This window comes from Bordetella sp. N (genome assembly GCF_001433395.1).
Classification (GTDB): Bacteria; Pseudomonadota; Gammaproteobacteria; order Burkholderiales; family Burkholderiaceae_B; genus Bordetella_C.
The window spans coordinates 4,243,026-4,264,932 of the sequence record NZ_CP013111.1 but is presented as its reverse complement, the minus strand read 5'-3'; the positions used below and the strand labels follow the sequence as shown (position 1 = coordinate 4,264,932).

Below are 21,907 nucleotides of genomic sequence, written 5' to 3'. Positions count from 1 at the left end.
CCGCCAAGATTACGTAATGGCGGATTTCAAAAGGATTTTTTTGATTTTTCGCGAACGAAAGCGGTAGATGACGAACGTATGCCTACGTGCCGGAAAAGATTTTTATTTTGATTTTGAGCAATTTTCTCTGAACTGAACTGAACTGAACTGAACTGAACTCATGCAAGGAGATCGCCATGTCCAAAGCCCCGCAACGTCCTACCGGCCTGAGCGGCCAGGAAGAAGAAGACCTGCGCGCCAGGGAAAAAGGTTACGACGACGAGGCCAGCGCCTTGCCCGAGCCGGATCCGGACGCGCACGCACCTTCCGACCCGCCGGCGCCCTCGCTGGAGCGCCACCGTCCCTTGGCGGATGCAGAGAAAGGCGGCATGTTGCCGAAGCGCGGGACCGTGGCCCCGCCGCTGGACGACCCGGACGATGACGATCCGGGCCCCAGTCGATCTTGAAAGATCAGCCCTGGCCCCAGGAGTCTTTCAACGTCACCACCCGGTTGAGCACGGGTGCCGTCGGGGTGGAGGTAAGGCTGTCCGCCACGAAATAGCCCAGGCGCTCGAACTGCCATGTGGCGCCCGAGGTCAGGTCGGTATTCGGCTCGATCCAGCCTTGCACGGTGCGGCGTGATTCAGGGTTGAGCGCGGCCAGGAAATCCTTGTCGCCCGCATCCGGATGGGGATCGGCGAACAGGCGGTCATACAGATGGATCTGCGCGCTGACGGCATGCGCCGCGCTGATCCAGGTGATGTTGCCCTTGACCTTGACGCTGTCCGCGCCCGGGGTGCCGCTGCGCGTGTCGGGCAGGTACTCGGCGTGGACTTCCACGACGTTGCCGTCGGCGTCCTTGACGCAGCCGGTGCAGCGCACCACATACCCGTACTTCAAGCGCACCAGATTGCCGGGGAACAGGCGGAAGTATTTCTTCGGCGGCTCTTCGCGGAAATCGTCCTGCTCGATCCACAGTTCACGCGTCAGCGGGAACTCGCGCAGTCCTTGCGACGGATCGTGCGGGTTGCGCGGCGCGGTGCAGGTCTCGACCTGGCCTTCCGGGAAGTTGGTGATGATCAGCTTGAGCGGCTGCAGCACGGCGACCGAGCGCGGCGCCACGGGGTCGAGCTCGTCGCGCACCGCGGCTTCCAGCAGGCTGTAGTCGATGCGCGAATCGGATTTCGACACGCCGGTGCGATCGCAGAACAGGCGGATCGCCGATGCCGGATACCCGCGCCGGCGCATGCCGAACAGGGTGGGCATGCGCGGATCGTCCCAGCCATCCACATAGCCTTCGCGCACCAGTTGCAGCAGCTTGCGCTTGCTGGTGACGATGTAGCTGATATTCAGGCGGGCAAATTCATATTGATGCGGCAGCGGCTGGGCCAGCTTGCCCAGTTCGGCCAGGCGGGTCAGCGTCCAGTCGTAGAAAGGACGCTGGTCCTCGAATTCCAGGGTGCAGATGCTGTGGGTTATGCCTTCCAGCGCGTCTTCCACCGGATGGGCCCAGCTGTACATGGGATAGATGCACCACTTGTTGCCGGTCCGATGATGGGTGGCATGGCGCACGCGATACAGGACGGGGTCGCGCAGATTGATGTTGGGCGAGCCCATGTCGATGCGCGCGCGCAGCACCAGGCTGCCGTCCGGATGCTTGCCGTCACGCATTTCCGCCAGCAGGTCCAGCGATTCCTGCGCGGGCCGGTCGCGCCAGGGCGAATTGGTGCCGCGTTCGGTCAGGGTGCCGCGGTTGGCGCGGATTTCCTCGGCGCTCTGCTGGTCGACGTATGCATGGCCCGCCCCGATCAGGGCTTGCGCGAAGTCGTACATGTAGTCGAAGTAGTCGCTGGCGAAAAACAGCTGTTCCGCGCCATCGCTGGCTTTCCAGTCGAAGCCCAGCCACCGCACCGCGTCGATAATGGCGTCGACGTACTCCTGGTCTTCTTTTTCCGGGTTGGTGTCGTCGAAGCGCAGGTGGCAGGTGCCGCCGTAGTCACGCGCCAGGCCGAAATTCAGGCAGATGCTCTTGGCATGGCCAATGTGCAGATAGCCGTTCGGTTCGGGCGGGAAACGGGTGCGGATGCGCGCCGGGTCGGGCTGGCCGCCCGCCTGCACGCTGGCCGGGCCGGGCACGCCCGCCCAGCGCTTGGCCTGGAACCGGTCGGCCTTGAGGTCGGCTTCAATGATGTGGCGCAGGAAATTCGGAGCGGCGGGAGTCGTCGGGGCGGTCGTCATGCTGTTACGTCGGGGCAGCGGCAAAGGGACAATTTTGCCACGTCCCGGGGTTTGACGCCCTGGAAGCTGTCTTTACGCGCCGTTTGAGGCAAGTCGCCTTACACTAGCGCGCATCATGATCCTTCCCCCTTTACTTCTGGGCCGGGTGCAATTCACGGTCTGCCTCGGTTTTCTGGCGTTTTTCATGGCGCTGGCCCTGGCCCTGTCCTGGCTCCTGCTGTTTTTCAAGCTCAAGGCCCGCGCCAGCGGCAATGCCGGCTGGACCGCCGCCTATCGGTTCTGGGTGCGTATTTTCGCCCTGGCTTTCGTGCTGACCCTGGCGGCGGCCGTGCCGGTGCTGGTGCAGGTGGGCACGATCTGGTCCGGCTTGATGGACCGGATCGGCAATGTGGCCGGGCCCCTGCTGGGTTTCGCGGTCTTGTCGGTATTCGCGCTCAAATCCTGTTTTCTTGGCGTCATGTTGTTCGGCCAGCGGCGCGTGCCGGAGGCCGTGCACACGCTGTCGGTCTTCATGGTCGCCCTGGGGCAACTGGTGGCGGTGTTCTGGGTGCTGGCGCTGGTGTCCTGGATGCAGACCCCGGACGGCGCCGTGGCGGTCGACGGGCGCTATCAGGTGTTCGACTGGATGGCGGTGCTGATCAACCCGTCGCTGAAGCTGACCCTGGGCATCAACGTGCTGCTGGCGGCCTTGACCGTCGCGTTCATGATCATGGGCATTACCGCCTGGCAAGCCTTGCGGCGCCCGCTGGACGATGGCGAGCGCCTGGGTTTCCGCGTGGCGCTGGTGGTCGCCTGCCTGGCCATCGTGGCCCTGGCGCCGGCCGGCCTGAAGGCGGCCAATATGATCGCCCATTACCAGCCGGCCAAGGCTGCCGCGGCCGCCGGCTTCTGGAATGAAGGCGACAGCCCCGACCTGCTGCTGTTCGGCTGGCCCGATGCCGAGTCCGGCAGCAACCTGGGCAGTGTGGCGATACCCGGGGCGGCCGAGCGCTGGCTGGGCCGCAACGTCAACGGCAAGCTGCTGGCCCTGGAAAATTATTCCGGCATGCAGCCGCCGGTGGCGCTCACGTTCTGGTCGTTGCGCGTGATGGTGTACATGTGCGCGCTGATGTTCGTGGCGGCCTGGGCCACCTTGCTGCGCCTGCGCACGCGGGGGCTGGATCCCGCGTTGCTGTCGCGCGGCTGGCTGCGCGCCCTTAGCGCCCTGACGTTCTCCGGTGGCCTGGTGCTGCTGTCCGGATGGGTGTTGACGCTTGCCGGGCTGCAACCCTATGTGGTCAATGGCGCGGTGACGCAGACCGAGGTGCTGAGCGCCGCCACCGGCCGCGGCCTGATGTACGGGACCCTGGGCTACGTGCTGCTGTACGGCCTGCTGCTGTGGGCCTTCGTCAGCATGCTGTTCCACGCCGCGCGGTATGGCGTGGTGCCGATACGCAAATTCGCCAGGGCTGCCGCATGATCGCCGCTTTTACTTCGCTTGCTGCGTCGCTGGGGCTCAACCCCCAGGACCCGAGCTTCTGGATGCCGCTGGCCTTCATGGCCATGCTGTTCGTCCTGATCGTGGCCGGCACAGTGCTCGATGGCTTCGACCTGGGTGTCGGCATGCTGCTGCAATTGGCCCCGGCGTCGGAACGCGGCCGCATGATGACCTTGCTGAGCCCCTGGCGCGACGCCAACGAGTTCTGGCTGTTGCTGGGCGTGGGACTGTTCGCGGCGGCCTTTCCCTTTGCCTGGGGCGTGGTGCTGGGGCAGCTCTATACCCCCCTGACCCTCATGCTGTTGGGCGCGGTGCTGCGCAGCGTCTCGTTCGAGTTCCGCTTTCGCGCCCGCAATGAGCACAAGGCCCGCTGGCTGTTCGCCTTCTGGGCCGGTTCGCTGATGACGGCCTTCGGCCAGGGCATGGTGTTGGGACGTATCGCCACCAATTACCAGAGCTTGCCGGGCTACACCTTCTTTTCCCTGTTCGTCGGGCTGTGCGCCGTGGCGGGCTACGTGCTGTTGGGGTCGACCTGGCTGGTGATGCGGGTCGAAGGGGACCTGCAGCGGCGCGCCGTGAACTGGGCGCGCCATGCCATCCGCTGGACCGCCGCGGGCATGGTCGCCATCGCCGTCACCCTGGGCCTGGCCAATGCCGGCATCTTCTATAAATGGAGCAACCTGGCGCACCTGGGGCCCGCGGTCACGACATGGGGCGCCATGCTGCTGGGCTTCGTCCTGACGGAGATGGTCCTGGCGCGCCTGCCGACGCGGGCGGAGCGTTTCAGCTGGGTGCCCTTCGTGCTGTGCGTCTGCCTGTTCCTGCTGATGATGGGCGGCCTGGCCTACAGCCTGTTCCCGTATCTGATCCTCGACGACATGACGATCTGGGACGGCGCCGCGGCGCCGGGGTCCTTGCGGCTGGTGCTCGCGGGCGCCGTGGTGGCGATTCCGCTGATCCTGGTCTTCAACATCCTGTCCTACCGGTCGGTGTTCGGCAAGGAAAAGCCGCCGAAGCTGGGCTTGCCCACCGGCGACCGGTAAGTCGTAAGTCGTATCAGCCGGCCTGCAGCGGCAGGGCGATTTCCACGCTCAGGCCGCCGCCAGGCGCCGCGCCCAGGGTCAGGCGGCCGCCATGGGCGCGGGTAATGGCATCGGCCAGCGCCAGTCCCAGTCCCACGTTGCCGCTGCGGGTGCGCGCGTCGTCCAGCCGGGCGAAGGGCCGCAACGCTTCCGCGCGCCGCTCGGCGGGAATGCCGGGGCCGTGGTCCGCGACGGTCAGGATGGCTTCACCCTGACGCTCCGCCAGGCTGACTTCCACCGGCGGCGCGCCGTGATGCAGCGCGTTGCTGATCAGGTTGTCCAGCAGACGCGCCAACGCCACGGCGTCACCTTGCAGCGTCATGGCGGTATCCGGCGCCATCGTCAGATGCACGGGCGAGCCCGCGCCTTCCCAGTTGTGTACCCGTTCCTGCACCCATTCCGCGAAGGGTATCGGTGCATAGCGATAGCCGGCGGGGTCCGTGCCGCGCACGAATCCGATGAACTGGTCGACCATGTGCTGCATGTCTTGCAGGTCTTTGCGCAGGCCGTCCTTGAGCACCGGATCGTCGGCCATTTCGATGCGCAGCCACATGCGCGACAGCGGCCCCTTCAGGTCGTGCGGCAGGCCGGCCAGCAGGGTGCGACGCACCGATTCCGATTCGGCCAAAGCGTCCAGCATGGCGTTGAAGCGTTCGCCCAGGACGCGGGTTTCATGCGGTCCGGACGGCTCCACGCGTTGCGGCTGGCCCGCCGCCAACTGGTCGGCGGCGTGGGCCAGGCGCGTGATGGGGCGCGTGATGGTCCAGGAGAAGCCTGCCGCCAGCAGCAGCACCACGCCCAGGCCGCCCAGCCAGGCAACGATCAAGGGTGTCGGCGCGGGCGGGTCGAGACGATCGACGGGAATGACCAGCCATTCGCGCAGGCGCGGGGCGTCTTCGCTGGTGGGGTTGTTGGCCAGGGAAATGAAGACTTCGGCCGTGGGGCCGCGCGACAGGGCCACGCGAGTGCCGTCGTTCAGGCGCCGGTTGAGCTGGCGCACGAGTTCGCGCAGGTCCTTGCGGGTGTCGTCTTCCGGGCCGCCGCGGCGGTCCCGGAAGTAGTCGCCACGGTCACCTCGGTCACCTCGGTCACCTCGGTCACCTCGATCACCGCGATCACCGCGATCACCGCGATCACCGCGATCGCCGCGGTCACGGCCGTCACGGTCGCCGCGACCGTCGGCGCCGGGACGCTGGCCTTGCATGGCGCCAGGGCCGCCGGGACCGGCCTGGCCGGCGCCCGGACCCGCGCCTGGGCTTGTGCTGGGACTCGTACTCGGATTTGCGTTCGGGCCACCTACAGGGCCCAAACCGGAACCCGTCGTGCCGGTGCCCGCATTGATGCCCGCGCGGGCACCGGGTTCGGCGGGGCCTTTGCCGCCCGCGTCAGGCACGTTCGGCGGCCGGGCTTCCGGCGGTGGCGGGGGCGGCAGGCCGCCCCAATTGAAGCGTTGGATCTGCGCTTCGGCCGGCAGGGTGCGCGCCCACAGATGCCATTGGCTGCCCGAGGCATCGCGCACGAAATCCGCGCGGTCTTCCGCCGGGATCTCCGCCAGTGCCGCGCGCAGCGTGCGTATCGTGGTGGCGATGTAGTCGAGCGCCACATCTTCCAGATAGCGGTCGCGGTAGTGCGCGCCGATCACCAGGGTGGCGGCCTGCGCCAGCAGCACGCAGCCCAGCACCAGCAGCATCAGGCGCGCGCGCAGGGAACGGGGCAGCAGCTTACGAAGCGAAAAGGACATGCGTCTCAATGAAAGTCGTACGCCGTCGACACAGCGACGGCGTGGCAAGGCGAGGCGCGCGGGCCTTGCGGCCTGCGCGGTTCAAGGCGAGAAACGATAACCGATGCCCCATACGGTCTGGATCCAGCGGGGCTGCTTGGGATCGTCCTCGATGGCGCGGCGCAGGCGCAGGATGGCGATGTCGATGGCCCGGTCGTTGCGTTCGCCGGCATCGTCGTCGCGGGCCAGGGCCAGCAGGCGTTCGCGCGACAGGGGCTTGCCGGCGTTGCGCACCAGCGCTTCCAGCAGGTTGATTTCACCGCCCGTCAGCTTGACCACCGTTTCTTCGCGCAACAGCTGGCGCGTGGACGGATCGAAGGTGAATGGGCCGAAGGTCACCGGCGCATCGCGCGTCAGCGCTGACGGGCCGCGCTTGCGGCGCAACACGGCTTCGATGCGGGCCAGCAGCTCGCGCGGGTCGAAGGGCTTGCCCAGGTAGTCGTCGGCGCCCGCCTCCAGGCCGATGATGCGGTCGACGGCCTCGTCGCGGGCCGTAAGCAGGATCACCGGGATGTCTTCCCCCTGCTCGCGCAGCCGGCGGCAGGCGTCGGCGCCGTCACCGCCCGGCATCATGCGGTCCAGCACCAGCAGATCGGGGGCGTAGCGTGCAATGCGCGCGGCCAGGTCGCTGGCGTCCGGCGCCAGCAGGGTGTCGTACCCATGCCGGTTCAGGTAGTCGGCCAGCAATTGGCGCAGGGCAGGGTCGTCATCGACGACCAGCAGCTTGGTATGAGGGGTAGACGTATCCATGGCGCCCATATTGTTATGGACCCGCCGCGCACGCAAGGGGCGGGAAATCGACTGAAATATACGTGATAGCTCCAGTCGCGTCCGGACGGCTCCCCTCGATTCCCCCGCATCGTCATGGTTTGTTTCCGACATTCGGCCCGGCAGTCTTTTGCGCAGTGCAATAGACAGCCTAAAATCCCATGTACTGATCCGTTGTCCTGCTGTCATCCAGCCCCGTCTACCCGTTACATCCACCATGCTTTTGTCGGCGTACGCATCTGTCCGTTTCCTGCGCACGCGGCTGGCCATTCTGGTCGGCGGCCTGGCGCTGGCCGTCCCTGCCGTGGGCCAGGCGAAACAGCCTCAATACGTCGCGGCCGGCCTCGGCAACCTGGCGCCGGCCCAGCCGCTGCCGATACAGGTCAATAACTCCGTGATGTTGACGGCGGAACTGCCGCCCTGCGCCCCGGGGGCCGAAGCGGCGGGCGCCGATGGGTTGAGCGAATCAGTGAACGCGGCCGTGAACAGCCCGACGAACGGCGGGGGACAGATCACGGTGAACCAAGGCGCGCAGCCCGCCACGGCCCCCCAAAGCGCTGACGCCACACCAACGCCGGACGACCCGCTGGCCGCCGTGCTGGGCCGACCCGATCCGGGGCTGGCCGCCAAAGCCAATGAACCCGCCGGCCCCTCGATCGCCACCCCCGTCCAGTGCCGCACAGCCACGGCGGACGCGGCGGGCGGGCTCGCCGACGACCTGGCCGTGGACCCCAACTACGCCCTGGGCTACGTCCCGCCGGCCCCGGGGACGCCCAGCGAGGTCAAATGGGCCCGGCCCCTGGGCGCCCGCAAGGCATGGTTCGGCGGCATATCGACGGTCGGCGGCCTGGAAGAGGGCGAACGCGCCCTGACTTACCGCACGGTCGACGGTCCTTCCCTGTCCCTGGGAACGCAGGCCTCTTACACCCCCGGCTGGGGCAGCGCCGCCACCATAGGCGGCTTCGGCTTTTCCAATCTGTCTACTGCCGCCGATTCCCCCGTGGCGGAGGGCAAGCTGGGCTACTCGTCCATGTTCGGCCACCTGGACTACACCGACACCACGGTGGGCCAAGGCGGCATCAACTATGGCGCGGCCGCCGGCAGCAGCGCCTTGCGCTATGGGATGACCAAGGACTGGACCGTCGAAGGCCAGGCCCAGAGCGCCCGCGCCATGAGCGCAAGCGGTTTCGGTTCCACCTACTCGGTGGGCCAGTGGGGCACGGTGAACGCCGGCGCCCTGCAAAGCCGTTACAACGAAACGGAGAGCTGGCGTTACAGGTTGGGCTACAAGGTCGACGTCTGGTCCGGCGTCACACTGGGCTATGCGAACGAGCAGACCCAGGCGGGTTACAACGACTTGTCCACCTATTCCACCGGCCCCATCGACACGCGGCAATCGCGCAATACCTTGTCCGCCGGCCTGCCCATGGGCAGCTGGGGCACGCTCACCGGCACCTATTACGGCGTACGCGACGGTGACGGCGTCATGGCCGAGCGCCACTTCGGCCTGTCGCAGAGCATGCTGCTGGCCCCCAACGTCCGCCTGGCCCTGGGCGCCGACCGCGACGTCATCACCGGCGAATACGCCGTCAACATGAATCTGTCCCTGCCGCTGGGACGTTGAGGTCCGCGTGCATGGGACATTCTCGCGGCGCGGGGAAACCTTCGTTCCTGGCATCCATTAGAATGCCCCCCATGATGCTTCCGGCTTTTTCCCATGTCTGACCCGCGCGCACTGGAAGTGCTGCGGCGCGTGTTCGGTTATGAATCGTTTCGCGGCGACCAGAAGGCCATCGTCGATCACGTGATCGGCGGCGGCGACGCGCTGGTGCTCATGCCTACCGGCGGCGGCAAGTCGCTCTGTTATCAGGTGCCCTCGCTGGTGCGTGCCGGCACCGGCGTCGTGGTGTCGCCGCTGATCGCGCTGATGCAGGACCAGGTCGATGCCCTGACCGAACTGGGCGTGCGCGCGGCCTTCCTGAATTCCACGCAAGACTGGCGCGAGGCGCGCGAAGTCGAACAGGCTTTCGTCAACGGCGAACTCGACCTGCTTTACGTGGCGCCGGAGCGCCTGCTCACCGAACGCTGCCAGGAACTTCTGGACCGCGGCCGCATTGCCCTGTTCGCCATCGACGAGGCGCACTGCGTGTCCCAATGGGGCCACGATTTCCGCCCGGAATACATGGGGCTGTCGCTGCTGCACGAGCGCTGGCCCGACGTGCCGCGCATCGCGCTGACGGCCACGGCCACCGACCATACCCGCGACGAAATCGCCCAGCGCCTGAAGCTGGACGAAGCTGAGCATTTCGTCGCCAGCTTCGACCGTCCCAACATCCGCTACCGCATCGTCGAAAAGAACGAGGTGCGCAAGCAACTGCTGGAATTCATTCGCGCCGAACACATGGGCGATGCCGGTGTGGTCTATGCGCTGTCGCGGGCCCGCGTCGAGGAAACGGCCGAATTCCTCAGCAATCAGGGCATCAATGCCTTGCCGTATCACGCCGGGCTAAGCGCCCAGGTGCGCGCGGAAAACCAGTCGCGTTTCCTGCGTGAAGACGGCATCGTCATGGTGGCCACCATCGCGTTCGGCATGGGCATCGACAAACCCGATGTGCGCTTCGTCGCGCACATCGACCTGCCCAAGTCGGTGGAAGGTTATTACCAGGAAACCGGCCGCGGCGGCCGCGATGGGCTGCCCGCTTCGGCCTGGCTGGCCTATGGCCTGCAGGACGTGGTGCAGCAGCGCCGCATGATCGATGAATCGCAGGGCGATGAAACCTTCAAGCGGCGCCTGGGCCAGCACCTGGACGCCATGCTGGGCTTGTGCGAAACCGTCGAATGCCGGCGGGTGCGCCTGCTGAATTATTTTGGCCAGACCATCACCGCTTGCGGCAATTGCGATGTCTGTCTGGAGCCGCCCGAAGCCTGGGACGGCACGGTGGCGGCGCAGAAAGTGTTGTCCGCGGTCTACCGCCTGGCCAAGGAACGGGGCCAGCGCTACGGCGCGGGTCACATCATCGATATCCTGCGCGGCAAGTCCACCGACCGGGTGGCGCAATACGGCCATGAAAGCCTTACCGTGTTCGGCATCGGCGCAGACCTGTCGGATTCGGCATGGCGGGGCGTCATGCGGCAACTCCTGGCCAAGGGCTTGCTGCAGGTCGATCACGACGGCTTCGGCACCTTGGCCCTGACGGAAAGCAGCCGCGGCGTGCTCAAGGGCGAGTATCAGCTGATGTTGCGGCGTGAGTCACCCAAGGCGGCGCGGGCCACGCGCGGCACGCGGGCCAAGGCTCAGGCCGTCGAGTTGCCGGCGTCCGCGCAGGGCTTGTTCGAGGACCTGCGCACCTGGCGTGGCGAAGTCGCGCGCGAGCACGGCGTGCCGGCGTATGTCATCTTCCACGACGCCACCTTGCGGGAGATCGCGCTGTCGGAACCCGATACGTTGGAGTCCCTGGGGCACATCAGTGGGGTGGGGGCCCGTAAGCTGGAAGCCTACGGGGAAGACATCCTGGAACGGGTCGCCGCCCATTCAGGCTAAGGGCTGTCGCCCAGGCTACGAATCAGGCCAAAAAATCAGGCCAAAAAAATGGGCCCCCTTTGGGGGCCCATTTAATTCTTGAGGCCGGCGCATGCCGTACCTTTAAAACAAGTCGCCCGTCGACGCGGCCGTGCCGGCCGGAGGCGCCAGGCCCAGGTGCCGCCACGTAGTCTGCGTGGCCATGCGCCCGCGCGGCGTGCGCTGCAAATAACCGTGCTGGATCAGATAGGGCTCGATCACATCCTCGATGGTGTCGCGTTCTTCGCCGATCGCGGCGGCCAGGCTGTCGACCCCCACGGGGCCGCCATCGAATTTATGCACGATGGCTTCGAGCAGCTTGCGGTCCATCAGGTCCAGGCCCTGCGGATCCACTTCCAGCATGGCCAGGGCGCTGCCCGCCACCTTGCCGTCGATGACCCCCTTGGCCTTCACTTCCGCATAGTCACGCACGCGGCGCAACAGCCGGTTGGCGATACGCGGCGTGCCGCGCGCGCGGCGGGCCACCTCATCGGCGCCTTCCGGCGTGATGGTGGCCTGCAGCAGGGACGCGCTACGCGTGACGATGTGGGCCAGGTCCGTGGCGTTGTAAAACTCCAGGCGCGACACGATGCCGAAGCGATCGCGCAGCGGATTGGTCAGCATCCCCGCCCGCGTGGTGGCGCCCACCAGGGTAAAGGGCTGCAGGTCCAGCTTCACGCTGCGCGCGGCGGGGCCTTCGCCGATCAGGATGTCGATCTGGAAATCCTCCAGCGCGGGGTAGAGGATTTCCTCCACGACCGGCGACAGCCGATGGATTTCGTCGATGAACAGGACGTCGTTCTTTTCCAGGTTGGTCAGCAGCGCCGCCAGGTCGCCCGGCCGTTCCAGCACCGGCCCCGAGGTCTGGCGCAACTGCACGCCCATTTCATGCGCGATGATGTGCGCCAGCGTGGTCTTGCCCAGCCCGGGCGGGCCGAACAGCAGCACGTGATCCAGCGATTCGTTGCGCTGGCGGGCGGCCGCGATGAAGATTTCCAGCTGTTCGCGCGCGCGCGCCTGCCCCACGTAGTCCTGCAGGATCTTGGGCCGCAAGGCGCGTTCGACCGACTCTTCATTGGGCGAAACGGGTTGCGGCGCGACCAGGCGGGCGGCGTCGGGACGGGAGCTGAGGGAATCGGACTGGATGGCCATGGTTCGGGCAGGTGGAAAGCCGTCCAATCGTACCACCAGGGAAGGGCCGGCAAGGCGCCGCAAGCCGGTCCGGGGAGTACAAGAGGCCGCGTCCCATGTCTCCGGCCCGCGGGATGGCTGTTCCGGAGACGCCCGGCCTGGACTATCATGCCGTGTCCTTGCGCCCCCGCCGCGCTTGCCCCCGCTTACTTCCACCCAGGAATCCGCCATGTCGACCGCTTTGCCCACCTTCGATGACGTCGTTGCCGCCAGTGAGCGGCTGCAGGGAGTCGCGCACCGCACGCCGGTGCTGACCTCCACCACGGCCGACGCGATCGCCGGGGCCAAGGTGTATTTCAAGGCCGAGAACTTCCAGCGCATGGGCGCCTTCAAGTTCCGCGGCGGCTACAACGCCATCGCGAAGCTGACGCCGGAACAGCGCGCCAAGGGCGTGTTGACCTTCTCCTCCGGCAACCATGCCCAGGCCATCGCGCTGGCGTCGAAGCTGCAAGGCGTGCAGGCCACCATCATCATGCCGCTGGACGCGCCGGCCGCCAAACGCGCCGCCACCGAAGGGTATGGCGGCAAGGTCGTTACCTATGACCGTTACAAGGAAGACCGCCAGGTGGTGGCCCAGCGCCTGCAGGCCGAGACCGGCGCGACCCTGATCCCGCCCTACGACCATGCCGACGTCATCGCCGGCCAGGGTACGGCCGCCAAGGAATTGTTCGAGGAAGTGGGCGATCTGGATTACCTGTTCGTGTGCCTGGGCGGCGGCGGGCTGCTGGGCGGCTCCGCGCTGTCGGCGGCGGCGCTGAGCCCGTCCTGCCAGGTCCTCGGTGTCGAACCCGAGGCCGGCAATGACGGCCAGCAATCCTTGCGCTCGGGCAAGATCGTTTCGATTCCCACGCCCAAGTCCATCGCCGACGGCGCCTTGACCAACTTTCTGGGCGACTTGACGTTCCCCATCATCCAGGACAAGGTGAAGGACATCCTCACGGTCAGCGACGCCCAGTTGGTGGCGACCATGAAGTTCTTCGCCGAACGCATGAAGATGGTCGTCGAGCCGACCGGTTGCCTGGCCGCCGCCGCCGTGCTGCAAAAAGTGCACGCGGTCGCAGGCGCCCGCGTCGGCGTCATCATCAGCGGCGGCAACGTCGACCTGAAGGCTTACGGGGAATATCTGGCAAGCTGAATTGCCGGCAAGTTTCGACGCTGTCCGCCCGGGCATTTTCCTTGCTCGTCCGCAAGAAAAGACTGACCCTCTACACGTACTGACGGAGCGATGATGCGTATCCTGATTCTGGGCGGTACAGGTTTCGTGGGCCGCCACCTTGCGGCAACGCTGGCCAAGGCCGGTCATGTGCTGCGGGTGCCGACCCGGGGTTACGCCCACGGCCGCGACTTGCTGGTGCTGCCCACGGTCACCCTGTTCCAGGCCGACATCTACGACGACGCCACCCTGGACCGCCTGGTGCAGGGCTGCGACGCCGTGGTCAACCTGGTCGGTATCCTGCACGGCGATCGCGGCAAGCCTTACGGCGCGGCGTTCGCCCGCGCCCATGTCACCTTGCCGCAGCGGGTCGCGGCAAGCTGCCGCCGCCATGGCGTGCGGCGTTTCGTGCAGATGAGCGCCCTGGGGGCCGACAGCGCCGGTCCCAGCATGTATCTACGCTCCAAGGGCGATGGCGAGGCCGCGGTACGCCAGGTCTGGGCCGACACGGAGCCGGCGTGGACGCTGGTGCGCCCTTCGGTAATTTTCGGCGCCGACGATGACTTCACCAATCTGTTCGCGCGGCTGGCGCGGCGCTTTCCCGTGCTGCCCCTGGCTGGCGCCAACGCGCGTCTGCAACCCGTGCATGTGGGCGACGTGGCGACCGCCATTGCCGCGATGATCGCCAACCCGCATGCCGCGGGCAAGACCTACGAACTGGCGGGGCCCCAGGTGTACACGCTGGGCGAAGTGGCGGGGCTGTGCGCGCGCTGGAGCGGCCATCCGCGCCCGGTGTGCCTGGTGCCGGACGGCCTGGGCCGCATGCAGGCCAGCATGCTGGCCATGTTGCCCGGCAAGAAATTGATGACACCCGATAACCTGGACAGCCTGCGTTCGGACAACGTCGCGGCGGAGCCGATGGCCCCGGAGCTGGGCGTGGTGCCCGCCTCGATGGACGCCCTGGTCCCAGGCTACCTGGGACGGCGCGCGGGCAAATATTTCTGAATCAGCCCGGCGCCGGATCAGCGCACCAGGGCCTTCAACGCCAGCCGTATCCCGTCCGACACGCCGGCATCCGCGGGCAGGGTCTTCAACGCCGACAGGGATTCTTTTTCCGAATAGCCCAGGGCCAGCAAGGCATTGAGGATGTCGGACTGGCTGTCCGGCACTTGCTGCGGGCTGTTGCCCAGGTCGGCGCCCAGCTTCCCGCGCAGCTCAAGCAGCAGCCGTTCAGCGGTTTTCTTGCCTATGCCCGGCACGCGGGTCAGCCTGCCTGATTCCTGCAGGGTGACCGCCTGCGCCAGGTCCGCCACCGATAAACCCGACAGCACCGACAGCGCGGTACGCGCGCCGATGCCGCTGACCTTGACCAGCTGACGGAACGTGGCGCGCTCGGCGGGGGTGGCGAAGCCGTACAGCAGATGCGCGTCTTCGCGCACGGTCAGATGCGTGTGCAGGCTGACGCGCGCGCCCAGCTCGGGCAGCGCGTATAAGGTGCTCATCGGCACATCGATCTCGTAGCCGACGCCATTGACGTCGACGCAGATCGTCGGCGGTGTTTTTTCGACCAGGGTGCCGGTGAGTCTTCCGATCATGATGCAGAGTTGCGCTAGAGTGGGCGATGCCGTGGCCGCCAGGACGGCGGACCGCTATCAAGCCGGCATTCTACCGTGGGGGGCTGCCGGCCGTGCTCAAGCCACGCTAGGTTGCATGGCGGGTGCGTCAGTTCCCCCGACGTCCAGCGCGCGGATCATCGCCTCCAGCGCGTCGATATCCACCGGCTTGTTCAGATATTGGTCGAATCCCGCATCGCGCCCGCGTTGGCGCATCGTGTCGGACGTGTACCCGGAAAGTGCGACCAGCAGGCTGGCGGCGGTAGCCTGCTTCGCGCGGATCTGCTGCGCGACCTGGAAGCCATCGATGCCCGGCAGGCCGATGTCGATCACCACCACGTTGGGTGCAAACAGCTGCGCCACGGCCAGGCCCCGTTCGCCGGAATGGGCCTCGGCCACCACGTGGCCTACGTCTTCCAACAGCTGGCGTAGCGTGTGGACAGCGTCGACGTTGTCATCGATCAACAGGATCCGAACGCCCTGGGCCGTGGCGGCAGCGGGTTCGGCCACGGCCGCGGAGGCGGTCGGCTCGGCAGGCGTGATAACGGGGGCTGACATTTCGCGTTGCAACTCGGGCACGCGCACCGTGAACCGGCTGCCCTTGCCCAGACCCGCACTGTGCACCGTGACATTGCCGCCGTGCAGGTGCAGCAGGCGCTGCACCAGGGTCAGGCCGATGCCCAGGCCGGTGTCCTGGCGGGCCAGTCCGGTGTCGGCCTGCATGAACAGGTCGAACACGCGGGGCAACATGTCGGCTTCGATGCCGATGCCGTTGTCTTCGATGTCGATGGCGACGTTGGCCTTGTCGCGGCGCACGCGTATGGTGATGCGGCCGCGCTCCGGCGTATAACGCGCCGCGTTGTGCAGCAGGTTGCTCAGGATCTGGCGGAAGCGGATGTTGTCCGCGCTGATCCACACCTCCTCGGCCGGCGCGACATAGTCCAGCTGGTGGTGCCTGGCGCTGATGGCGCCATGTGTGGTTTCAAGGGCGTGGTCGATGATGTCGGTCAACAGCACTGGCGCCAGGGCCAGGTCGATCTTGCCGCGTGACACGCGCGACACGTCCAGCAGGTCATTGACCAGGCGGGTCAGCTGCGCGGTCTGCCGCGCCACCAGGTCTGCCAGGCGATGGACGTCCGCCTCGCTGGCGTTCTGTTTGCGTTTGAGCAGTTCCAGCGCGGTACCGATGGCGGACAGCGGGTTGCGCAGTTCGTGCGCCAGCATGGCCAGGAATTCATCCTTGCGTTCGTCGGCCTTTTCCAGGTCTGCCTGACGCAGGCGTAACTCGTCCAGCGTCAACAGCATTTCGCGATTCTGCTGCTCCAGCTCCTCGACCGGCGTCTGCGTCTTGCGGCGCGCCAGTTGCTCCATCAGAGGCGCCAGTTCGTTGCGGCTGATGACGGGTTGCGCGTGGCTGCGGTGCATCTCCAAGGTCACCCGAGTGCCCTTGCCCGGAGCCGACACGATGTCGAAGTGATCGACCAGGCGGCGGCTGCCAGAGATGCCCAGCATGACCTTGCCGTCCGCCCGCTGGCCATTTGCGGGTAACGCCGCCACATCGAAACCGGGGCCCCCATCCGAAATCGTGGCGACGATGGCCTGCGGCGCGTGTTCATCCTCCTCCCGGAAGGAGAACTCGATCAAGCCGCTGCCCGCATGCTGCACGACATTGCGCGCCACTTCGGACACCGCGGTGATCAGGCGCGTCCGTTGAAGATTATCCAGACCGAAGGCGTCGCCGACCTGGCGGGTGCGGTCGCGGATGCGCACCAATGCCTGGTCGTTTTCAATGCGAGCCGATAACAGTCTGTGCATCATCCTTGTTCATCCTTGACGACGACGATAGTGGCATCGTCATTGGAGCGTGAAAAATCTCGGTGCAGCACGCCGGCGATGAGAGAAGGGTGGCGCCGCTGCAAACCAGGGTGTCCGGCCATGGTCCAGCGGGTGGACAAGCCATCCGTGCTCATAGCAAGCATCGAGCCCGGTTCCCAGGTGTAGGACTGTTCGCGTATCGACCTGACGCTGTAGCCCACGGTGCCGTCGGTGGAGGGCAAGCGGCGGGTCTCCGAGGGCGAAATCAGCTGAGCGGAAATATTACCGATGCCCGCAAACGTGAAAGCGCCCAGCATCGGTCGGATGACCGCCACGGCCATGACCGCGCCGCGCGTGGACCTCAACGCCGCATGCGCGGCGCGCAGCACTTCAGAGGGCGTGGCGGTAACGCTCGCCGCTTGAAAGACGCGCAGCGCCTCATGGGCAGCACGGGCTGCCTGCGGGCCATGGCCCAGGCCGTCCACCATCGTCACCCACAGGGCGCCAGCCTCCCAGCGCGAGGCCCAGGCATCGCCGCAGGCTTCCTGTCCCGCCAGGGGCGTGGACAGGCCGCCGACGTTCAACCATTGCCGCGGGCGGCTGGCGGCCGGGGCGGGCTCGTCGCTGCGCACGCGGGCCAGGATGGCCGTACCCTTTTCATCCGTATAGATTTCGTGGAAGTGGGACTGCCGCGCGATGCCGCCCAGGCCCAGGCCCAAGGTGCCGCCAGTGGAATGACCATCCCGCTGGCTGGCTGCCGGGTCGGCGATGCCTGGCCCCTTGTCCAGGACGAGAATCTCCAGCCCGGTGCTGTCGATATCGGCGTACGGACGCGTGAGTATCGTTCCGCCGCCGCCGTACTTGAGCAAATTGGTGGCGGCCTCGGTGACGATCAGCGCGGCCCGGCCGGTCAGCTCTTCTGAAAACCCGAGCGCCTTCCCCACGCTGACAGCATGGCGCCGGGCCTCCGCGACCTGGCTGGATTCATTGACGACTATCGGCGCTTCCATTGCGTCAGGGTAACCGTGGTGCCGCTGCCTGGCGACGACCGTACATCGAATTCGCTGACCAGGCGTTTGGCGCCGCCAAAACCCAGTCCCATGCTCTTTGCCGTGGTGAACCCGTCGGTCAGGGCCTGATCGATGTCGGCGATGCCGGGTCCCTCGTCCGAGAAGATCAGGCGCAGACCGCGCTGATTGCTGTCATTGCTGACTTCTTCGATGATCATCCGCCCGCCGCCGCCATGCACCAGCGTATTGCGGCCGATCTCACTGGCCGCCGTCACGAATTTGGTCCGTTCCAGCGTGCCCAGGCCGATGGCCACGGCCCATTCCTGCACGGTACGCCGTGCAATAGATAGCTGGTCCTGGGTGCGTATGTCGAAGGTCGCCTGACCGAGGGCGGCCATCATGCGTCATCCGTCTCGAGGCCTTCTGATCCAAGATCGCGCAATAGCGCCATGCCCTTGTCGACGTTGAGCGCGGTATTGATGCCGTCAAGCGTCATGCCGAGTTCGACCAGGGTGATGGCAACTGCCGGGCGCATGCCGACGATAACGGTATTGGCATCCATGACACGCGCCATCGCTGCAATATGCGCGAGGGTGCGGCCGATGAATGAATCGACAATCTCCAGCGCGGAGATGTCGATCAGCACGCCGCTGGCATGCGTGCGCGACAACGTCTGCGTCAGGTCGTCTTGCAGCGTGACAGCCAGTTGGTCATGCAGCTCGACCTGGATGGTGACCAGCAGGTAGTCCTGCAAACGGAGGATGGGGACGCGATCCATGAGTTCAGGCCTTCACTCCTGTCACGGAAGTGACCGCCTGGCCGCGCTTGCGAAGGGCAAGACGCAGCGCTTCCGCCAAGGTGGACTTGGTGATCACGTCGCCCAGGTCCACGCCCAGGTGCACGATGGTCTGGGCGATCTGCGGCCGGATGCCGCTGATGATGCACTCGGCGCCCATCAGGCGCGCGGCGGCGACGGTCTTCAACAGATGCTGCGCGACCAGCGTGTCGACCGTGGGCACGCCCGTGATGTCGATGATGGCGATGGTCGCTTCCTGCGCAACGATGCCTTCGAGCAGGCTTTCCATGACGGTCTGGGTGCGTTCGCTGTCCAGGGTGCCGATCAGCGGCAGCGCCAGGATGCCGTGCCACAGCTGGACCACCGGCGTGGACAGGTCGAGCAACTCCTGTTGCTGACGCTGGATGACCTGTTCGCGGCCCTTCTGGTATTGCTCCACCGTGTACAGGCCCAGGGCGTCCAGGGCCAGGGTCAGCTTCCAGAACTCGTCTGCCAGACGGGCAGGGGTATCGCCGTAGGTCTTGCGCAGGACATTCAGGATGGGCTGCTTGAGCGAGAGGACGAAGGTCGCAGTCTCGGAAGGTGAAAAGCCTTGCAAGGCGCGATTGCGCGACAAGGTAGCCAGAAAGCCGCGCACTTCGTCCCAGTTGGCGCCCGCGAGTTTGTCGTCCAGGCCGTCGTTGCTGGCGGCGACGAAAGCGGCGATGAAATTGCTGCACTGCGCGCGCAGTTCGGTTTCCTTGATCAGGCCCTTGTCGTTGGACTCTGCACCCTGCAGGCTGATCCACGCCTTCAGAATGTCTTTCTGGTTATCGTGGATGACGACGGACAGATTGCCGGATTCGCTCACAAGTGGCTCCAAGGGACTAAATGCTGAATTACAAAATTGAGCGTGAGCATACCCGGAAAGGCGTTGCACGTCTGCGAATTCGGTGGCGGATCGTGACACTGATCAGGATTAAGCCGGCGTCCAGACTTAAGCAGCGTCGCGGCTGATGCGGTGGCCGATCAAACGGCCAATCGGCCGGCGCGCAGGCGTACCCGGCTGCCTTTCGGTTTCTTGCTCATCAATAAGAGACGATCCGCAAGCGGACCGACGTGCGCGTGCGAAATGGCGCAGGCCAGCGCATCGGCGGAGTCGGGCGCCGGCAGGCCGTCGAGCGCCAGCAGGCGCTGCACCATGGCCTGCACCTGCTCCTTGGCGGCGCGTCCGGTGCCGACCACGGATTTCTTGATCTGCAGCGCGGTGTACTCGTGCACGTCCAGGCCGCAGTCGGCCAGCGCGCAGAGCGCGGCGCCACGGGCCTGACCCAGCAGCAGGGTGGAAGTGGGATTGGTATTGAGGAAGACGATTTCAAGCGCGGCCACGTCGGGCCGCGTGTCCCGCACGACTTCGCGCAGGTTGTCCAGGATGACCTTGAGCCGCTGCGCCAGCGCGTCGGCCGGCGGCACCACGATGGTACCGCTGGCGACATAGCGCAGGCGCGCGCCGTCGGTGTCGATAACGCCGAAGCCAGTACGGCGCAGGCCGGGATCGACGCCGATGATGCGCATCAGTGGCGGAAGTGGCGCATGCCGGTCAGCACCATGGCGATGCCGTGCTCGTCCGCGGCGGCGATCACTTCGTCGTCACGCACGCTGCCACCCGGCTGGATGACGCAACCGGCGCCCGCCGCCACGACCACGTCCAGGCCATCGCGGAACGGGAAGAAGGCGTCCGACGCCACGGCCGAACCCTGCAGCGACAGCCCCGCGTTTTCGGCCTTGATCGAGGCGATGCGCGCGGAGTCGATGCGGCTCATCTGGCCGGCGCCGACGCCCAGGGTCATGCCGTCGGCGCAGAAGACGATGGCGTTCGACTTGACGTACTTGGCCACCTTCCACGCGAACAGCAGATCCTTCAGTTGCTGCGCGGTGGGTTGCTTCTTGGTGACGACCTTCAGGTCCGCTTCGGTCAGGCTGCCGATGTCGGGCGTCTGTACCAGCCAGCCGCCGCCGACGCGCTTGACGTCGAAGGCATTCTGGCTGACGCCGGCGGGCACTTCCAGTACACGCACATTCTTTTTCTTGGCCAGGTGGGCCAGCGCCGCGCCGTCGTAGGCAGGCGCCAGCAGCACTTCCAGGAATTGCTCGCTGACGGCTTCAGCGGTGGCCAGGTCGACCGGACGGTTGAAGGCGATGATGCCGCCGAACGCGGACGTCGGGTCGGTCTTGAAGGCCTGGCGGTAAGCGTCCAGGCCATGCGCCGCCACGGCCACGCCGCAGGGGTTGGCATGCTTGACGATGACGCAGGCGGCGCTGTCGAAGCTGCGCACGCATTCCCAGGCTGCATCGGCGTCGGCGATGTTGTTGTAAGACAGTTCCTTGCCTTGCAGCTGGCGGTAGTTGCCCAGCAGGCCGGCCTGGCGCTGCGGGTCCACATAGAAAGCCGCGGTCTGGTGCGGGTTCTCACCATAGCGCAGGGCCTGTTCCTGCTTGATCTGGATGGTCAGCGTGTCCGGCCATTCCTTGCGGGCCGGCGTGGCGTCCTGTTCCGGCGCGGCTTCGGTCAGGCTGCTCAGATAGGCGGCGATGGCGCCGTCATAAGAGGCCGTGTGGGCGTAGACCTTGGTCGCCAGGTTCAGGCGCAGGGCGTAGGAGGTGCTGCCGTTGGTGTCCAGCTCGGCCAGCACGCGCGCGTAGTCGGCAGGATCGATCACCACCGTCACGCCGCCGGCTTCGGTGCCGTGATTCTTTGCGGCCGCGCGCAGCATCGCCGGGCCGCCGATGTCGATGTTCTCCACCGCGTCGGCGAACGTGCAGTCGGGCTTGGCGACCGTTTCGCGGAAGGGGTAGAGGTTGACCACGAGCATGTCGATGCGATCGATGCCGTGCTTGGCGATGGTGTCCAGGTGCTCCGCGCTGTCGCGGCGGGCCAGCAGGCCGCCGTGGATCTTCGGATGCAGGGTCTTGACGCGACCGTCGAGGATTTCGGGCGAACCGGTGTGTGCCGCCACTTCAGTCACGGCCAGGCCGGCGTCGGCCAGCAGTTTCGCGGTGCCGCCGGTGGACAGCAGGCGCACGCCACGCGTGGCCAGGGCACGGGCGAATTCAACAATACCGGTCTTGTCGGAGACCGAAAGCAGGGCGGTTTCGATTTTCATGTCAGGCGGGACGCGCGGCGGGCCGCGGCATATCCGTTTTGTGAGATTGGTGGAAAGCGGTTCAGACCTGGATGTTATGCGCAAGCAGCTTCTTGCGCAGGGTATTGCGCGTGATGCCCAGCATTTCCGATGCGCGCGACTGATTGCCGCCCGCGCGTTGCAGCGCAACTTCGAGGACCGGGCGTTCGACGCAGCGCATCACCATTTCCCACATGTCGTGGGGCTCGGAATCGCCCAGGTCTTCGAAGTAGCGCTCCAAGCTGGCGCGCACGCATTCTTCCAGGACATCTTTTTTACTCATCA

The 21,907-nt window shown here is 66.3% G+C and carries 20 protein-coding genes; 7 read left to right on the top strand and 13 right to left on the bottom strand.

The features are described from left to right. The first annotated feature begins 176 nt into the window (after nt 1-176). Nucleotides 177-446 (top strand): hypothetical protein, encoded by a 270-nt coding sequence (locus ASB57_RS18255; RefSeq protein WP_057653513.1) that lies wholly within the window; start codon nt 177-179, stop codon nt 444-446. A gap of 4 nt (nt 447-450) precedes the next feature. Here ASB57_RS18255 and ASB57_RS18250 read toward each other — a convergent pair whose 3' ends face one another. Continuing rightward, nucleotides 451-2,217, bottom strand: coding sequence for a glutamine--tRNA ligase/YqeY domain fusion protein (locus tag ASB57_RS18250; RefSeq protein WP_057653512.1), 1,767 nt, complete (start codon nt 2,215-2,217; stop codon nt 451-453). Nucleotides 2,218-2,332: 115 nt separating this feature from the next. Between ASB57_RS18250 and ASB57_RS18245 the strand changes: the two genes are divergently transcribed. After that, on the top strand, nt 2,333-3,676 hold the full coding sequence (locus ASB57_RS18245; protein ID WP_057653511.1) for a cytochrome ubiquinol oxidase subunit I: 1,344 nt from the start codon (nt 2,333-2,335) through the stop codon (nt 3,674-3,676). Then, the gene (locus ASB57_RS18240; protein WP_057653510.1) at nt 3,673-4,737 is read left to right on the top strand and encodes a cytochrome d ubiquinol oxidase subunit II; all 1,065 of its coding nucleotides are present in this window, start codon (nt 3,673-3,675) and stop codon (nt 4,735-4,737) included. Before ASB57_RS18245 ends, ASB57_RS18240 begins: the two co-directional genes overlap by 4 nt. Nucleotides 4,738-4,750: 13 nt before the next feature. Here ASB57_RS18240 and ASB57_RS18235 read toward each other — a convergent pair whose 3' ends face one another. Further along, nucleotides 4,751-6,517: a HAMP domain-containing sensor histidine kinase gene (locus ASB57_RS18235; protein WP_057653509.1), complete on the bottom strand. Its 1,767-nt coding sequence runs from the start codon at nt 6,515-6,517 to the stop codon at nt 4,751-4,753. An 81-nt stretch (nt 6,518-6,598) separates the two neighbouring features. Next, complete coding sequence (locus tag ASB57_RS18230) at nt 6,599-7,306, bottom strand: response regulator (RefSeq protein WP_057656245.1); 708 nt, start codon at nt 7,304-7,306, stop codon at nt 6,599-6,601. 235 nt (nt 7,307-7,541) lie between these two features. Between ASB57_RS18230 and ASB57_RS18225 the strand changes: the two genes are divergently transcribed. Beyond that, complete coding sequence (locus ASB57_RS18225) at nt 7,542-8,948, top strand: hypothetical protein (RefSeq protein WP_057653508.1); 1,407 nt, start codon at nt 7,542-7,544, stop codon at nt 8,946-8,948. Between the two features lie 93 nt (nt 8,949-9,041). Continuing rightward, nucleotides 9,042-10,865 (top strand): DNA helicase RecQ, encoded by a 1,824-nt coding sequence (gene recQ / locus ASB57_RS18220; RefSeq protein ID WP_057653507.1) that lies wholly within the window; start codon nt 9,042-9,044, stop codon nt 10,863-10,865. Nucleotides 10,866-10,967: 102 nt separating this feature from the next. On the opposite strand, the gene ruvB is transcribed toward recQ, so the two are convergent. Continuing rightward, nucleotides 10,968-12,035, bottom strand: coding sequence for a Holliday junction branch migration DNA helicase RuvB (gene ruvB, locus ASB57_RS18215; protein WP_057653506.1), 1,068 nt, complete (start codon nt 12,033-12,035; stop codon nt 10,968-10,970). Nucleotides 12,036-12,243: 208 nt separating this feature from the next. Here ruvB and ASB57_RS18210 point away from each other — a divergent pair, with 208 nt between their 5' ends. Both ASB57_RS18210 and ASB57_RS18205 read left to right on the top strand, forming a co-directional pair. Next, nucleotides 12,244-13,209, top strand: coding sequence for a threo-3-hydroxy-L-aspartate ammonia-lyase (locus tag ASB57_RS18210; RefSeq protein WP_057653505.1), 966 nt, complete (start codon nt 12,244-12,246; stop codon nt 13,207-13,209). Nucleotides 13,210-13,302: 93 nt separating this feature from the next. Further along, complete coding sequence (locus ASB57_RS18205) at nt 13,303-14,232, top strand: complex I NDUFA9 subunit family protein (protein WP_057653504.1); 930 nt, start codon at nt 13,303-13,305, stop codon at nt 14,230-14,232. Between the two features lie 17 nt (nt 14,233-14,249). Here the strand turns inward: ASB57_RS18205 and ruvA are convergent, their stop codons facing one another. The 9 genes from ruvA to ASB57_RS18160 all read right to left on the bottom strand — a co-directional run bounded on the left by ruvA (nt 14,250) and on the right by ASB57_RS18160 (nt 21,905). Continuing rightward, the gene (gene ruvA / locus ASB57_RS18200) at nt 14,250-14,822 is read right to left on the bottom strand and encodes a Holliday junction branch migration protein RuvA (RefSeq protein ID WP_057653503.1); all 573 of its coding nucleotides are present in this window, start codon (nt 14,820-14,822) and stop codon (nt 14,250-14,252) included. Between the two features lie 96 nt (nt 14,823-14,918). Continuing rightward, nucleotides 14,919-16,658 (bottom strand): ATP-binding protein, encoded by a 1,740-nt coding sequence (locus ASB57_RS18195; RefSeq protein WP_057653502.1) that lies wholly within the window; start codon nt 16,656-16,658, stop codon nt 14,919-14,921. After that, nucleotides 16,655-17,665 (bottom strand): SpoIIE family protein phosphatase, encoded by a 1,011-nt coding sequence (locus ASB57_RS18190; RefSeq protein WP_057653501.1) that lies wholly within the window; start codon nt 17,663-17,665, stop codon nt 16,655-16,657. Before ASB57_RS18190 ends, ASB57_RS18195 begins: the two co-directional genes overlap by 4 nt. Beyond that, on the bottom strand, nt 17,650-18,066 hold the full coding sequence (locus ASB57_RS18185; protein WP_057653500.1) for an anti-sigma regulatory factor: 417 nt from the start codon (nt 18,064-18,066) through the stop codon (nt 17,650-17,652). The genes ASB57_RS18190 and ASB57_RS18185 overlap by 16 nt, the downstream gene beginning before the upstream one ends. Next, nucleotides 18,063-18,443: an STAS domain-containing protein gene (locus ASB57_RS18180; protein WP_057653499.1), complete on the bottom strand. Its 381-nt coding sequence runs from the start codon at nt 18,441-18,443 to the stop codon at nt 18,063-18,065. Before ASB57_RS18180 ends, ASB57_RS18185 begins: the two co-directional genes overlap by 4 nt. 4 nt (nt 18,444-18,447) lie before the next feature. Next, entirely contained in the window at nt 18,448-19,311 is an 864-nt protein-coding gene (locus ASB57_RS18175; protein ID WP_057653498.1) for an STAS domain-containing protein, read from the bottom strand. Nucleotides 19,312-19,469: 158 nt separating this feature from the next. Then, nucleotides 19,470-20,015: a crossover junction endodeoxyribonuclease RuvC gene (gene ruvC / locus ASB57_RS18170; protein WP_057653497.1), complete on the bottom strand. Its 546-nt coding sequence runs from the start codon at nt 20,013-20,015 to the stop codon at nt 19,470-19,472. Beyond that, nucleotides 20,015-21,604 (bottom strand): bifunctional phosphoribosylaminoimidazolecarboxamide formyltransferase/IMP cyclohydrolase, encoded by a 1,590-nt coding sequence (gene purH / locus ASB57_RS18165; protein WP_057653496.1) that lies wholly within the window; start codon nt 21,602-21,604, stop codon nt 20,015-20,017. Before purH ends, ruvC begins: the two co-directional genes overlap by 1 nt. A 61-nt stretch (nt 21,605-21,665) precedes the next feature. Next, nucleotides 21,666-21,905, bottom strand: coding sequence for a helix-turn-helix domain-containing protein (locus ASB57_RS18160; protein ID WP_057656244.1), 240 nt, complete (start codon nt 21,903-21,905; stop codon nt 21,666-21,668). Nucleotides 21,906-21,907 lie beyond the last annotated feature (2 nt).

Coding starts and splice junctions, on each gene's coding strand:
- ASB57_RS18255 (WP_057653513.1), top strand. CDS start 177: ATGTCCAAAGCCCCGCAACGTCCTACCGGCCTGAGCGGCCAGGAAGAA.
- ASB57_RS18250 (WP_057653512.1), bottom strand. CDS start 2,217: ATGACGACCGCCCCGACGACTCCCGCCGCTCCGAATTTCCTGCGCCAC.
- ASB57_RS18245 (WP_057653511.1), top strand. CDS start 2,333: ATGATCCTTCCCCCTTTACTTCTGGGCCGGGTGCAATTCACGGTCTGC.
- ASB57_RS18240 (WP_057653510.1), top strand. CDS start 3,673: ATGATCGCCGCTTTTACTTCGCTTGCTGCGTCGCTGGGGCTCAACCCC.
- ASB57_RS18235 (WP_057653509.1), bottom strand. CDS start 6,517: ATGTCCTTTTCGCTTCGTAAGCTGCTGCCCCGTTCCCTGCGCGCGCGC.
- ASB57_RS18230 (WP_057656245.1), bottom strand. CDS start 7,306: ATGGATACGTCTACCCCTCATACCAAGCTGCTGGTCGTCGATGACGAC.
- ASB57_RS18225 (WP_057653508.1), top strand. CDS start 7,542: ATGCTTTTGTCGGCGTACGCATCTGTCCGTTTCCTGCGCACGCGGCTG.
- recQ (WP_057653507.1), top strand. CDS start 9,042: ATGTCTGACCCGCGCGCACTGGAAGTGCTGCGGCGCGTGTTCGGTTAT.
- ruvB (WP_057653506.1), bottom strand. CDS start 12,035: ATGGCCATCCAGTCCGATTCCCTCAGCTCCCGTCCCGACGCCGCCCGC.
- ASB57_RS18210 (WP_057653505.1), top strand. CDS start 12,244: ATGTCGACCGCTTTGCCCACCTTCGATGACGTCGTTGCCGCCAGTGAG.
- ASB57_RS18205 (WP_057653504.1), top strand. CDS start 13,303: ATGCGTATCCTGATTCTGGGCGGTACAGGTTTCGTGGGCCGCCACCTT.
- ruvA (WP_057653503.1), bottom strand. CDS start 14,822: ATGATCGGAAGACTCACCGGCACCCTGGTCGAAAAAACACCGCCGACG.
- ASB57_RS18195 (WP_057653502.1), bottom strand. CDS start 16,658: ATGATGCACAGACTGTTATCGGCTCGCATTGAAAACGACCAGGCATTG.
- ASB57_RS18190 (WP_057653501.1), bottom strand. CDS start 17,665: ATGGAAGCGCCGATAGTCGTCAATGAATCCAGCCAGGTCGCGGAGGCC.
- ASB57_RS18185 (WP_057653500.1), bottom strand. CDS start 18,066: ATGATGGCCGCCCTCGGTCAGGCGACCTTCGACATACGCACCCAGGAC.
- ASB57_RS18180 (WP_057653499.1), bottom strand. CDS start 18,443: ATGGATCGCGTCCCCATCCTCCGTTTGCAGGACTACCTGCTGGTCACC.
- ruvC (WP_057653497.1), bottom strand. CDS start 20,015: ATGCGCATCATCGGCGTCGATCCCGGCCTGCGCCGTACTGGCTTCGGC.
- purH (WP_057653496.1), bottom strand. CDS start 21,604: ATGAAAATCGAAACCGCCCTGCTTTCGGTCTCCGACAAGACCGGTATT.
- ASB57_RS18160 (WP_057656244.1), bottom strand. CDS start 21,905: ATGAGTAAAAAAGATGTCCTGGAAGAATGCGTGCGCGCCAGCTTGGAG.